The sequence below is a fragment of the Paraburkholderia flava genome (genome assembly GCF_004359985.1).
In the GTDB taxonomy this organism is placed as follows: Bacteria; Pseudomonadota; Gammaproteobacteria; order Burkholderiales; family Burkholderiaceae; genus Paraburkholderia; species Paraburkholderia flava.
Window position 1 is genome coordinate 610,897 of record NZ_SMRO01000003.1, and the last position, 13,453, is coordinate 624,349.

The window sequence follows — 13,453 nt, forward strand, 5'->3', positions numbered from 1 at the left end:
GATCGAACGAATGACTGACGTTACCGCGAACCCCGCCACCCCCGCTACCGACATCGCACCGGCACCCGCCGCGTACGACGCCACCGCGAAACAGAAGGCGCAGGCCAAGACCGCGCGCATTCCGATCAAGATCATCCCGATCGAGAAACTGAAGAAGCCCGAGTGGATCCGCGTGAAAGCGGCGACCGGCAGTTCGCGTTTCTCGGAGATCAAGCAGATCCTGCGCGAGCACAACCTGCACACGGTGTGCGAGGAAGCGAGCTGCCCGAACATCGGCGAATGCTTCGGCAAGGGCACCGCGACGTTCATGATCATGGGCGACAAGTGCACGCGCCGCTGCCCGTTCTGCGACGTCGGCCACGGCCGCCCCGATCCGCTCGATACCGACGAACCGGCCAATCTCGCCCGCACGATCGCGGCGCTGAAACTGAAGTACGTGGTGATCACGAGCGTCGATCGCGACGATCTGCGCGATGGTGGAGCGGGTCACTTCGTCGAATGCATTCGCCAGGTGCGCGAGCAGTCGCCCGAGACCCGCATCGAGATTCTCACGCCGGACTTCCGTGGTCGTCTGGATCGTGCGCTGGGGATTCTCAACGCCGCACCGCCCGACGTGATGAACCACAACCTCGAAACGGTGCCGCGCCTCTACAAGGAAGCGCGTCCGGGTTCGGACTACGCGCATTCGCTGAAGCTGTTGAAGGACTTCAAGGCGCTGCATCCGGATGTCGCGACGAAATCCGGCTTGATGGTCGGCCTCGGTGAAACCGAAGAGGAAATTCTTCAGGTGATGCGCGACCTGCGCGCGCACGACGTCGACATGCTGACGATCGGCCAGTACCTGCAGCCGTCGGAACACCATCTGCCGGTGCGTGCCTACGTGCACCCGGACACCTTCAAGATGTACGAGGAAGAAGCGTACAAGATGGGCTTCACGCACGCGGCCGTCGGCGCGATGGTGCGTTCGAGCTATCACGCCGATCTGCAGGCGCATGGGGCCGGCGTGGTCTAAACGAAGTAAGCAAGCCTGACGGCAGCGGATTCCTCATCCGCTGCCGGTGTTCTACACGTTGAGATCGCCGAGCGGAATGGGTTGCTCCTGCGCTTGCGTGCCTTCATTGCGGGTTCGTCTGCGCAGGTTGGTGACTGCGTTGCCCAGCGTGTTTGTCGCGTTGTCCAGCATTTCGCCCGCTGAGGTACGCAGGCTGGTCGCCTGCTCGCCCGCCGCCGTGCGCAGATTACCTGCCCGCTCACTGACTGCGGAACTGAAGCTGTTCACGCCTTCGACCGTCGCGTTACCCGCATCGACGAGCGTATCGCGCGCGGCCCTCAGTTTCGGCGCGGTGTAATTGGCGCCTGCCAGCGCGGCGTCTCCGGTTTTTTCGAGGGCCGTGTGCGTCACTGTCGACACACCCTTCTGCGCGAGATCGCCAACCGCACCCGATACCTTGCGCGCGGCGCCCACGGCCGGATCGGTGATGATGGCCGCCGTGGTCCACGCCGGGAATACCACGGCCGATGACGCCGTACGTCCCGCGTGCTCGGCGGCCACGACCCCCGCTGGGCTTGCACCATGCGATTTCGCTAGCGCCCCTGCACTGGCAGTGGCCAGGCTGGCGGCGCCAAGCCCCAGGGTGAGCGCGCCGATGTTCGTCGCGACGCCCGGCGCCGACGTGATCGTGTGCGGCGCGCTGAGCGTCGCGTCGACGAGATTGACGGTGGCTTTCGCGAGGCGCCCCGCGCCGTTGGCTGCCGCGCCTTTCCACGTTGCTTCCTTAAGCGCCGTGTATTGTTCCCTCCAGTCGTTACGTCCCAGCAGATATTCCGGGCCGACGCGGTGATCCTGCGCCGCGAAGTAGCGGTTCGCCATGTTGAAACCTGCGCCTGCAGCAGGCGAGCCGAGCGCGGCGAGCCACGAGTCGGTCTGCACTGCGCCTGCGACGTGACCCGCAGCGGTGAGCGCTGGCCCCACGATGCCGCGCACCACGTTACGCGCCGTGAACGTCTGGATGGACACCCCGTTCTGCCAGATCGCCTTGCCTTGGCTCTGCTCCGCCGCTGCCTTTGCGCCGACCATCGGTCCTTCGAGGTCTTCGGCCGAAGAAGCGAGCCACTGGTTGTTCTGCATTGTCGGTCCCAGCGCCTGCGAGCCAATGTGGTCAGCGATGCCCGACGCGAGCCCCCCGGCGGCGCCGCCCTTGAAGGAATCCGGTGCGTTCTTGAGGCCCGGCAGATGGTTCATGCCGGCCACGAGCGTATCGCCCAGCGCAGGCTTCGTATCCAGCACACGTGACATCACGCCGAACGGAATCGAGCCGACGAAGCCACGCCCGCCTTCGGCCGCGTAGTCCATCTTGTTCCCCTTCGAGAACGTCTCCTTGATCGATGTCGCCGATTCGCCCATGTCCATCAATCCCGCTACGCGATTGTCGATCATCGCGTGGAACTCGGCGTGGTTCGACTCGTCGCCCTCGGTCTTGATGTGTGGTGCGAAGTAACCGGTGACCGCCTCGCGGACACCGGTTTCGCGGGCCGCGCGCTGCTCGCCGGTTTCGACGGCGGGCGTCGGCGCGGGCGCGGTAGTTTCCTGCAGCGATACGCGGCGTCGGGTAGCTGGCGCATTCGAGGCAATCGACGGAGCGCGGTTTCGCATCGGCGGTGGCGCGCCTTCGATCGATGCTCGCAGGTTCGGCGCGGGTCTGGTGCTCGTGGAGCTTTCCCCTGGCTGTCGAGTGGACGCAAGATCTTGAAGCGAGCTGGAATTGATCGGGCTGCTGTGCGTTGGAAGTGCTGTTTTTGTCATGGCGTCAGCAAACGATATATGAAGGAATACTTAAATTATGCAGTCAGAAAACGGGGCGTTATGCAGACGCGAAGCGATCGATTGGGATGCGAATCTGTCGTGCGAACGGGAGCGCGATTGCTGTTACCGCATCGATATCGATGTTGCGACGCAGTAACGAGGCCAACGCAGAATGCATCGTTCGGACACCGATGCAATCGCGTCAATCCGATGCAGCATGAAAAGCAATGCTCGAACGCCGTCATTAGCAAACGCGGATTAATTAGAACCGCATAACGTCAAACTCCCTATAGTCGGAAGCCTTCTCGACATCAGACTCGTACAGGGCTTCCAGATGAACCGATTCCTCAGACCGCTCGCGGCCGCTTTGACATACGCCACACTGTCCATATCCATCGCACATGCCGACACGCATGAAGTCGTGATCGCGTATCAGGACATGGTCGTGCCGTGGCGCTTTGCGCAGGCAACCGGCGAAGTCGAGAAAGCGACCGGCTACAAGGTCACGTATCGCAAGCTCGGCAGCGGCGCGGATGTGATCCGCGCGCTCGCATCGGGTTCGGTGCAGCTCGGCGAAGCGGGCTCCAGTCCGATCGCGGCGGGGCTTTCGCAGGGCGTCGATATTTCATTGTTCTGGATTCTCGACAACATCAACGATGCCGAAGCGCTCGTCGCGCGTGACGGTTCGGGCGTGACGAATCTCGCCGCGCTGAAGGGCAAAAAGATCGGCGTGCCGTTCGTATCGACGTCGCATTTCCATACGCTTGTCGCGCTGCAGAACGCAGGCGTCAATCCCGCCGACGTGAAGATCGTCAACCTGCGTCCGCCCGAAGTGGCTGCGGCCTGGGCGCGCGGAGACATCGATGCGACCTACATCTGGGATCCGGTGCTCGCGAAGGTGAAGCAGAGCGGCAAGGTGCTGATTACGTCCGGCGAAGTTGCGCGGCAGACCGGCAAGGCGACCTTCGACGGCTTCGTCGTCGATCGCCGGTTCGCGCGCGACAACGCGGACTTCGTCACGCGCTTCGTGAAGGTGCTCGCATCGACCGATGCCGATTACCGTGCACATGCTGCGACGTGGAACGCAGCGTCGCCACAGGTCGTAGCAGTCGCGAAGGAGTCCGGTGCGAATCCGCAGGACGTGCCCGCCAGTCTCGCGTTGTACGCGTTTCCGACGCCGGCCGAACAGGTATCGAATGCATGGCTTGGTGGCGGCGCGCAATCGGGTGCGGCGAAATCGCTCGCCGCGACTGCCGCGTTCCTGAAGACACAAGGCACGATCCAGAACGTACTGCCGGATTATTCGGCGGGCGTCGATCCGCAGTTCGTGCAGCGGGTTGTGCGTTAAGCCGCGGCTCACCTATGAGCGATTCCACGAACGGTCTCGAGATCCGGCGTCTGTCGGTTGCGTACAAAGGCACGCGCGGCGCGGCGCCGACACTCGCGTTGCAGAACGTCGACCTGCGCATCGGTGCAGGCGAATTCGTCGTCGCGCTCGGCGCGTCGGGTTGCGGCAAGACGACGCTGCTCAACTGCATCGCAGGCTTCATTGCGCCGGACGAAGGCGACGTGTGTCTGAACGGCGCATCCGTCGACGGACCCGGCGCGGATCGCGGCGTCGTGTTCCAGAGGTACGCGCTGATGCCGTGGCTCGACGTGCTCGACAACGTCGCGCTCGGACTGCGCTTCCAGCGTGTGGCGAAAGCGGAGCGCGAGCGCATCGCGCGGCAGATGCTTGCGCTGGTCGGACTCGAGCGGCATGCACATGCGCGCGTGTACGAGCTGTCCGGCGAGATGCAGCAGCGCGTCGGCATTGCACGTGCGCTTGCGAGCGATCCGCAGGTGTTGCTGATGGACGAGCCGATGGGCGCACTCGATGCGATGACGCGCGAGTCGATGCAGGAACTGGTGCTCGACGTGTGGCATCGGACCGGCAAGACGGTGTTCTTCATTACGCACGGTGTCGAGGAAGCTTTGTTTCTCGCGACGCGGCTCGTGCTGATGACGCCTGGTCCTGGACGTATCGCGCAGACCTGGGAGCTGCCGTTCGCGCGACGCTTCATCGAGACGCGCGATGCGCGTGCGGTGAAGTCGTCGGCTGAGTTTATCGAATGGCGTGAGCGGCTTGTGCAGCATCTGCATGGGCACGCGTTGCAGGAGCGTGCGGCATGAGTGTTTCGCGAGAATCGCTTGAACGTTCTGCTGGGCTCGAGCCGTCACCGTCCCGCCGCCGCACCGTTGCGGCTCCGCGCGTGCGTACGTCGCGACGCGTCGTGCGCACATGGCGCGTACCGGGCGAGGGATCGACTGCAGCGTTGAGCGCGGTATCGGTCGCGGTACTGTCCGCACTGTGGTGGCTCGCGACGCATCTGCACTGGTTACCGCCGCTCTTCCTGCCGACACCGGAAGCCGTATGGGTCGCTTTTATCGACGCGTGCCATGGCCGCATCCAGGGTGGCCTGCCGCTGTCCGAACATTTCGCGTGGAGCGCGTTGCGCGTGTTCGGCGCGTTCGCGCTCGCCACGATAACTGCGGTGCCCGTCGGCATCCTGATGGGCGTCAGCCGTGTCGCGCGCGGCCTGCTCGATCCGCCGCTGGAGTTCTATCGTCCGCTGCCGCCGCTTGCGTATCTGCCGCTCGTCGTGATCTGGTTTGGTATCGACGAAACCGCGAAGATCGTCGTGATCTACCTCGCGTGCTTCGCGCCGATCGCGATGGCTGCGCGAGCCGGTGCGCGCAGCGCGACGGTCGAGCAGATTCACGCGGCGTATTCGCTTGGCGGCCGCTTTTCGCAGATCGTCCGGCACGTCGTGCTGCCGGCCGCGTTGCCCGAGATCCTGACGGGTCTACGCATCGCGATCGGCTTCGGCTGGACGACGCTCGTCGCCGCCGAGATGGTCGCGGCAACGGCGGGGCTCGGTCAGATGGTGCTCAACGCGTCGAGTTTTCTGCGCACCGACGTCGTCGTGATGGGCATCGTGCTGATCGGTCTGATCGCGTGGATCTTCGACCTCGCGATGCGTGCGCTCGAACGCCGGCTCGTACCGTGGAAGGGACGTAGCTGAGCGATTCGTTCAAGCCGCGTCGAACAGATCGAGCACCGGCCAGCCGCGTTGCATCGCGACTGCGCGTAGCCGGTCGTCGGGATTGGTCGCGACCGGATCGGTGACGCGTTCGAGCAGCGGCACGTCGTTGATCGAATCGCTGTAGAAATAGCTCTTCGGAAAATCGGCGAGCGTCGTGCCGAGCGATGCGAGCCACGCGTCGGTGCGCACGATCTTGCCTTCGCGAAAACTCGGCACGCCCGTCGCGCAACCGGTATAGCGCGCGGCCGGATCGTCGCCCTCGGTGCCGAGTTCGATGCCGAGCAGATGCTCGACGCCGAGCGCCTTCGCGATCGGCTCGGTGACGAAGACGTTTGTCGCGGTGACGATGCAGCACAGGTCGTCCGCATCCCGATGCCGGCGCAGCAGCGCGAGCGCGCTGGGCCGGATCGCCGGGACAATCACCTGCTCCATGAACTGCGTGTGCCATGCATCGAGCTGTTCGCGCGAATAGCGCGCGAGCGGTGCCAGCGTGTAGCGCAGGTAGTCGTTCATATCGAGCGTACCGGCCGAATATTGCCGGTAGTACCCGTCGATCTCCTCGGCGTGCTGCTGCGCGCCTTCGATCCCCAGGCCGGCCAGGAAGTGCGCCCACGCCTGATCGCTGTCGAGCGGCAGCAGCGTGTGATCCAGATCGAACAGCGCCAGATTGCGGCCCATCGGTTTTTCCTCGCGGTGGTTCGTCGACACGGCATCACGCCGTGCCCGCGTGCGTGGTTGCACGCCGGGCGATCCTATATTTAAATGCACAAAATTACAATAAGGCAGAAATGTGCAACACTACTGTCATAAACGCCGGAACGGGATGGGCCGGCATCCTGCGATCGTCGTGGTCGCAGGCATCGAAAGTAGTGCGCCATGTTGATTCTTCTTAATCTGTTGTCCGGGGTCGCGTTGCTCGTGTGGGGTTCGCACATCGTGCGCACGGGCATCCTGCGGGTGCTCGGTGCGGACCTGCGTCGCGTGTTGGGACGGAGTACCAATGGCCGTCTCAAGGCGTTCGTCTCCGGCATCGGCGTGACGAGTCTGGTTCAGAGCAGCAATGCGACGGCGGTGATCGTCACGTCGTTCGCGGCGCAAGGGCTGTTGCCGCTCGCCGCCGGCCTCGCGATCATGCTCGGCGCGGACGTCGGTACAGCGCTGATGGCGCGGGTGCTGACGCTGGATCTGTCGTGGCTGTCGCCGCTGCTCGTGCTGTTCGGCGTGCCGGTGTTCCTGTCGCGCAAGCAGACGCGACTGGGCCAGGTGGGGCGCGTCACGATCGGCCTCGGGCTGATCCTGCTCGCGCTGCATCTGATCGTCGAAGCGGTGCAGCCGATGATGCACGGCGCCGGCGTGCGCGTGATGTTCGGTGCGCTGACCGGCGACACGATGCTCGACGCGCTGGTCGGCGCGGCGTTCGCGATGATCTCGTATTCGAGCCTCGCAGCGGTGCTGCTCACGGCGACACTGGCATCGTCGGGCGTGATCTCGCTGAAGGTGGCGTTGTGTCTCGTGATCGGCGCGAACCTCGGCAGCGGGATGCTCGCGCTGATCGGTACGCTCGCGCAGAATTCGGCGGCGCGGCGGCTCGCAATCGGCAGCCTCGCGTTCAAGTTCGCCGGCGCGCTGCTGATCCTGCCGTTCGCACCGCTGCTCGCGCGCGGCCTGCCGGTGCTGATCGCGAATCCGCGCGAGGCGACGGTCGCCTTTCACGTGATCTACAACACGCTGCGCTGCTGTGCGTGCCTGCTGTTGATCGATCCGGTCGCCCGCGTGTGCGAACGCCTGGTGCCGGATCGTCCGATGCCGAACGGCGAGGTCCGGCCATTGCATCTCGACGCCGCCGCGCTCCCCACACCGTCGCTTGCGCTTGCGAACGCCGCGCGCGAGGTGCTGCGCATCGGCGACATCATCGGCACGATGCTCGGCAATGTCGCCGATCTGCTGCGTCATAACGATCTGCAGAAGGCGCGCGACACGGTCCGCATGGACGACGACGTCGATCATCTGTATGCGGCCGTGAAGACCTATCTCGCGCAGATTTCGCGCGAACAGCTCGACGATACCGACAGCCGCCGCTGGACCGACATCATCGCGCTGACGATCAACCTCGAACACGCGGGCGACATCATCGAGCGGATCGTCAGCGATATCGAAGAGAAGAAGATTTCGCACCGTCTCGCGTTTTCCGACGAAGGGCTCGGCGAACTCGAAGATCTGCATACGCGGTTGATCGGCAACCTGCAGATGGGACTGTCGGTGTTCCTGAACAACGATCTGCGCTGTGCGGAACAACTGCTCGCCGAGAAGGAACGTTTCCGCGATCTGGAGCGTGCGTATTCGTATGCGCACGTCGATCGCCTCACTGGACAGACGCTGCGCAGCATCGAAACCAGTGCGCTGCATCTCGATCTGATCAGCGACATGAAGCGGCTCAATTCGCTGTTCTGCTCGACGGCTTATCCGGTGCTCGATGCGGCGGGTGCGTTGCGTCAGACGCGGCTGCGCAAGCGCGCGCTCGACCAAATGCATGTGAAGGAGTGACGCTTGCCGCTCACACGACCTACGCGAGCACGACCTTACGCAACTTGCGTTTGAGCGGCGGGAAATCCGCGACGTCGACTGCCTTGCTGTTGGTGATGAGGACGTCGATGCGTTCGATCGGGCAATACGAAATGCGGCTGCGCTGACCGATCTTGCTGTGGTCGGCGAGGATCACGACTTTTTCGGCGCTATCCACCATCGCGCGCGCGACCTCGGTTTCCTCGTGATCGAAATTGGTCGCGCCGCTGCGCAGATCGATGCCGACCGGCGACAGCAGCGCGACGTCCGCGCGATAGCGGCGGATGTCGAGGATCGTCGTCGCACCCGTGGTCGCGAACGAGCGATCGCTGATCGAGCCGCCCAGCAGGATCACTTCGTTCGGCTCCGAAGAGCCGCGCAACTTCAACGCGACATCGATCGAATTGGTGACGATGGTCAGGTTCGCGAGCTTCGCCAGTTCCTCGGCGAGGAGCGCGGTGGTCGTACCCGCATCGATGAACAGCGTCTGGCCGCTCGCGATCAGACCGGTCGCCGCCTTCACGATCGCGGTCTTCGATTTCACGTGCGTATGCGCGCGCTCGGCGATCGGCGCTTCATCGCCGGGCCGTACTGCGCCACCGTGCACGCGCCGCAGTTCGCCGAGCGCTTCGAGATCGAGCAGGTCGCGCCGCACGGTTTCCCGCGACACGTCGAGGTCGGTCATGATGCGTTCGGTGGAGACGCGCTGCAGTGTGGATAGCAGCGCACGGATACGTTGATGACGGTCTTTCTGCCACATTGCCAATGAGTCCCGGCGCAAAGTATTGAAAGGGGTGAGTGCCGCACGAATGCCACATGAGCATCACTGCCATGCGGGTATGTCAGACACATGTCGAGCGTACTATTTTATCCTGCGCGTTGTTGTATTTTTTTGGCAGCTTGCATAGTTGTGTATTTGACCTTAGCCTTCGCACATCAATCGACGGCACGTATTTCGAAAAGCGGATGTTCGAAAAAGAATCAAAATGTCCGCTTTCGAACGGTCGATGTCGCTTTCGATAAACTCGGCGTCGTTTCGGATGGTAATGATACGGGTGTGGCGATCCGCGGCTGTTCGAAGGAACGCAGCGTCGGAGGGTGCGCCGGCCTGTCGGTTATTTGAAAAGGAAGGCTGAACGTGGAAGAGGGGACGGGGATCGGTGGAGCAGGGGCGACGGAGGGCGCATGGCGCTACCCGGCGCACGTCGCGCATCGGATCGGCGGATCGCTGGCGCCGGAGAACACGCTCGCGGGTTTCGACGCGTGCATCCGCTACGGCTACCGGATGATCGAATTCGACGCGAAGCTCTCCGCCGACAACGAGGTCTACCTGCTGCACGACGATCTGCTCGACCGCACGACCAACGGTCGCGGCGCGGCCGCACAGTACACGTGGGCGCAACTCGCCGGCCTCGATGCAGGCGCGTGGTACGGCGCCGCTTTTGCCGGCACACGTCTGCCGACCCTCGCCGACGTCGCGGCACGCTGCGCGCGCGAGGGCATCGCCGCGAACATCGAAATCAAGCCGTGTCCCGGTCGCGATGCGCTGACGGGCACGCTCGTCGCAGAAGCTGCACGCACGCTGTGGCACGGACAAACCCAACCGCTGTTGTCGTCGTTTTCCGCCGAAGCGCTCGCCGCTGCACGCGATGCCGCGCCGGAACTGCCGCGCGGCATGCTGTTCGAAGCGCTGCCCGACGACTGGCTCGCGATCGCGCGCGAACTGCGCTGCGTGTCGGTGCACGCGGACCATAAACACATGACCGCGCAACGCGTCGCCGACATCCATGCAGCCGGCCTGCGCGTGCTGACCTATACCGTGAACGATCCCGCGCGAGCGGAAGAACTCGCACGCTGGGGCGTTGACATGATTTGTACCGACCGCATCGATATCATCGCCGGCGGCGCGCGCGCCGCGCCGTAAAACGTTCGTCTCGAAGCAGGGCCACGCCCGATCATTCATCAACGTAGCAATTTTCGGCAGAGGATGGGAACACCATGAACCGCACGACGTTAAGCCGTTTACTTTCGATGTCGGCCGTCGCCGGTGTCGCGGCCGGGAGCATGAGCGCGGCGCTCGCAGCGCCGCCCGATGCGCTGGTCGCAGCGGCGAAGCAGGAAGGTCAACTGACCGTGATCGCGCTGCCGCACGACTGGTGCGGCTACGGTGCGGTGATCGCAGGATTCCAGAAGAAGTACGGCATCAAGATCAACGAGCTGAATCCGGATGCAGGCTCGGGCGACGAAGTCGAAGCAATCAAGGCGAACAAGGGCAACAAGGGCCCGCAGGCACCGGACGTGATCGACGTCGGTCTGTCGTTCGGTCCGACCGCGAAGGCGCAGAATCTGCTGCAGCCGTATAAGGTGGCGACGTGGAATTCGATTCCCGCCGAATCGAAGGATGCCGAAGGTTACTGGTACGGCGATTATTACGGCGTACTGTCGTTCGAAGTGAACGCCGACATGATCGACAAGGTGCCGGCCGACTGGTCCGATCTGCTGAAACCCGAATACAAGAATGCCGTCGCGCTCGCGGGCGATCCGCGTGCCGCAAACCAGGCAATCCAGAGCATTTACGCAGCCGGTCTGTCGCAGACGAAGAACGATGCGTCGAAGTCGGCTGAAGCGGGCCTCAAGTTCTTCGCCGACCTGAACAAGCGCGGCAACTTCGTGCCGGTGATCGGCAAGGCTGCATCGCTCGCGCAAGGGACGACGCCGATCGTCGTGCGTTGGGACTACAACGCGCTGGCCGATCGCGATACGTTGAAGGGCAATCCGAAGGTGCAGGTCGTCGTGCCGAAGACGGGCGTCGTCGCGGGCGTGTACGCGCAGGCGATCAGCGCGTATGCGCCGCATCCGAACGCCGCGAAGCTGTGGATGGAATACCTGTACTCGGACGAAGGCCAGCTCGGCTGGCTCGCGGGCTACTGCCATCCGATCCGCTACAACGAACTGGTCGCCAGCAAGAAGGTGCCGCAGGCGCTGCTCGACAAGCTGCCGCCGGCCGCCGCGTACAAGACCGCCGTGTTCCCGACGCTGTCGCAGCAGGACGCGTACAAGGACGTTATTACGAAGCAATGGGATGCAACCGTCGGCGCGAACGTGAAGTAAGCGTCAACGCGTAAGCCACGCGCGGTGCAGGTGGTGTTCGCCTGGCGCCGCGCACACCTTTTCCACCGATGCGTCGATGCATCGGTCTGTCGTGCGAAAGCGGGCTGCCGTTGCAGTCCGCCGCGCTTTTGAGGTGACTGATGAGCGCTTCATCGCAGGCTCGCGTGGAGCAGGCCGACCTGCTGGTCCCGCCGGTACTCACACCGACGCCGCAGGCGAACGGCGCGGCGCGCGGAGCGTCGCTGTGGACGTGGGTCGGCGTGCTGCCGTTCTTCGTGTTCGCGATACTGTTCCTGATTCTGCCGACCGGCTTCCTGATCGTCGGCGCGTTCCAGGATCCGCAGGGTCACTTCACGCTCGACAATCTGCGACAGCTGTTCCAGGAAGACGTGCTCGACGCGTACTGGATCAGCATGAAGGTGAGCGCCGCATCGGCGTTCGGCGGCGCGGTGATCGGTTCGCTGCTCGCGTGGGCCGCCGTGCAGGGCAAACTGCCCGGCTGGATCCGTCCGACGCTGATGACGTTTTCCGGCGTCGCGTCGAATTTCGCGGGCGTGCCGCTCGCGTTCGCGTTTCTGTGCACGCTAGGCCGCGTCGGTCTCGTCACGATGCTGCTGAAGAAGTTCTTCGACTTCAACCTGTATTCGACCGGCTTCAGCGTCCTCAGCTTCTGGGGCCTCACGCTCACTTACCTGTATTTCCAGATTCCGTTGATGGTGCTGATCGTCACGCCGGCACTCGACGGTCTCAAGCGCGAATGGCGCGAAGCATCCGACTGCCTGGGCGGCACCGCGTCGCAGTACTGGTGCTACGTCGCGTTGCCGGTGCTGTGGCCGAGCGTGCTCGGCGCGACGCTGCTGCTGTTCGCGAATTCGTTCGGCGCAGTGGCGACTGCGTATGCGCTGACCGGCAGCTCGCTGAACATCGTGACGATCCTGCTGTACGCGCAGATTCGCGGCGACGTGCTGCACAACCCGAACCTCGGCTACGCGCTCGCGCTTGGGATGATCCTCGTCACCGGTCTGTCGAATGGCGGCTATATCTGGCTGCGCGCACGTGCGGAAAGGGGGCGTCGATGAAAGGCCAATCGCGCTTGGGCGCATGGATCGCGATGATCGTCGGGTCGCTGTATTTTCTGATTCCGTTGATCGCGACCCTCGAATTCAGTCTGCGGATGCGGCGCGGCACATACAGCTTCGACGCGTACAAGGTCGTGCTGGCCGATCCGCGTTTTCAGGCGTCGTTCGGCTACTCGATGCTGATGGCGGTGCTGACCATCGTGATCGGCATTCTGCTCGTCGTGCCGACCGCGTACTGGGTGCAGCTGCGCTTGCCGAAGCTGCGTCCGCTGGTCGAGTTCATCACGCTGCTGCCGCTGGTGATTCCGGCGATCGTGATCGTGTTCGGCTATCTGCGCATCTACAACAGCAGTTCGATCCTGCCGCTCACCGGCAACGAGCGCGCGACCGATCTGCTGCTCGTGCTCGGCTACGTGACGCTGTCGCTGCCGTACATGTACCGCGCGGTCGATGCGGGGCTGCGCGCGGTCGACATCCGCTCGCTGACCGAGGCCGCCGAATGCCTCGGCGCGCACTGGACCACGATCCTCTTCAAGGTGATCTTCCCGAACATCCGCTCGGGCATCCTGTCCGGCGCGTTCCTGACGTTCGCGGTGGTGATCGGCGAATTCACGCTGGCGAGCCTGCTCGACCGGCCCGCGTTCGGACCGTACCTGCAACTGATCGGCGCGAATCGCGCATATGAACCGTCGGCGCTCGCGATCATTGCGTTCGTCGTCACGTGGGCCTCGATGGGGCTGATCCAGGTGTTCGGTTCGGCGCGCGCGCTGTCCGGACAGAAAACCTGACGAACTGGAACTGGGGCGGCGAGC

General features: G+C 63.9%; 12 protein-coding genes. 9 read left to right on the forward strand and 3 right to left on the reverse strand.

Annotation, left to right across the window (positions count from 1 at the left end):
* Positions 1 to 10 precede the first annotated feature (10 nt).
* Positions 11 to 1,012 carry a lipoyl synthase gene (lipA, locus tag E1748_RS25205; RefSeq protein WP_133649986.1) on the forward strand — a complete coding sequence of 334 codons (1,002 nt, stop codon included), beginning with the start codon at positions 11 to 13 and terminating at the stop codon, positions 1,010 to 1,012.
* Positions 1,013 to 1,063: 51 nt separating this feature from the next.
* Here lipA and E1748_RS25210 read toward each other — a convergent pair whose 3' ends face one another.
* On the reverse strand, positions 1,064 to 2,653 hold the full coding sequence (locus E1748_RS25210; RefSeq protein WP_133649987.1) for a hypothetical protein: 1,590 nt from the start codon (positions 2,651 to 2,653) through the stop codon (positions 1,064 to 1,066).
* Positions 2,654 to 3,137: 484 nt separating this feature from the next.
* Between E1748_RS25210 and tauA the strand changes: the two genes are divergently transcribed.
* From tauA to E1748_RS25225, 3 genes are read left to right on the forward strand one after another with little or no spacing between them, the layout of a single operon-like run.
* Positions 3,138 to 4,151: a taurine ABC transporter substrate-binding protein gene (gene tauA, locus E1748_RS25215; protein ID WP_133649988.1), complete on the forward strand. Its 1,014-nt coding sequence runs from the start codon at positions 3,138 to 3,140 to the stop codon at positions 4,149 to 4,151.
* Between the two features lie 14 nt (positions 4,152 to 4,165).
* A complete protein-coding gene (locus E1748_RS25220; protein ID WP_133649989.1) occupies positions 4,166 to 4,975 on the forward strand; it encodes a taurine ABC transporter ATP-binding protein in 810 nt (269 codons plus the stop codon).
* The gene (locus tag E1748_RS25225; RefSeq protein WP_133649990.1) at positions 4,972 to 5,868 is read left to right on the forward strand and encodes an ABC transporter permease subunit; all 897 of its coding nucleotides are present in this window, start codon (positions 4,972 to 4,974) and stop codon (positions 5,866 to 5,868) included. Before E1748_RS25220 ends, E1748_RS25225 begins: the two co-directional genes overlap by 4 nt.
* A gap of 9 nt (positions 5,869 to 5,877) precedes the next feature.
* Here E1748_RS25225 and E1748_RS25230 read toward each other — a convergent pair whose 3' ends face one another.
* Positions 5,878 to 6,567: a histidinol-phosphatase gene (locus E1748_RS25230; protein WP_133650519.1), complete on the reverse strand. Its 690-nt coding sequence runs from the start codon at positions 6,565 to 6,567 to the stop codon at positions 5,878 to 5,880.
* Positions 6,568 to 6,765: 198 nt separating this feature from the next.
* Between E1748_RS25230 and E1748_RS25235 the strand changes: the two genes are divergently transcribed.
* A complete protein-coding gene (locus E1748_RS25235) occupies positions 6,766 to 8,433 on the forward strand; it encodes a Na/Pi cotransporter family protein (RefSeq protein WP_133649991.1) in 1,668 nt (555 codons plus the stop codon).
* Positions 8,434 to 8,452: 19 nt separating this feature from the next.
* Here E1748_RS25235 and E1748_RS25240 read toward each other — a convergent pair whose 3' ends face one another.
* Entirely contained in the window at positions 8,453 to 9,211 is a 759-nt protein-coding gene (locus E1748_RS25240) for a DeoR/GlpR family DNA-binding transcription regulator (RefSeq protein ID WP_133649992.1), read from the reverse strand.
* A gap of 378 nt (positions 9,212 to 9,589) precedes the next feature.
* Here E1748_RS25240 and ugpQ point away from each other — a divergent pair, with 378 nt between their 5' ends.
* The 4 genes from ugpQ (at position 9,590) to E1748_RS25260 (ending at position 13,429) form a co-directional block, all read left to right on the forward strand.
* Positions 9,590 to 10,375, forward strand: a complete 786-nt coding sequence (ugpQ, locus tag E1748_RS25245; RefSeq protein WP_420819351.1) for a glycerophosphodiester phosphodiesterase — start codon at positions 9,590 to 9,592, stop codon at positions 10,373 to 10,375.
* Positions 10,376 to 10,449: 74 nt separating this feature from the next.
* Positions 10,450 to 11,562 (forward strand): ABC transporter substrate-binding protein, encoded by a 1,113-nt coding sequence (locus tag E1748_RS25250; protein ID WP_133649993.1) that lies wholly within the window; start codon positions 10,450 to 10,452, stop codon positions 11,560 to 11,562.
* Positions 11,563 to 11,702: 140 nt separating this feature from the next.
* The gene (locus E1748_RS25255) at positions 11,703 to 12,641 is read left to right on the forward strand and encodes an ABC transporter permease (RefSeq protein WP_133649994.1); all 939 of its coding nucleotides are present in this window, start codon (positions 11,703 to 11,705) and stop codon (positions 12,639 to 12,641) included.
* Complete coding sequence (locus E1748_RS25260) at positions 12,638 to 13,429, forward strand: ABC transporter permease (protein ID WP_133649995.1); 792 nt, start codon at positions 12,638 to 12,640, stop codon at positions 13,427 to 13,429. Before E1748_RS25255 ends, E1748_RS25260 begins: the two co-directional genes overlap by 4 nt.
* The last annotated feature ends 24 nt before the right edge of the window (positions 13,430 to 13,453 follow it).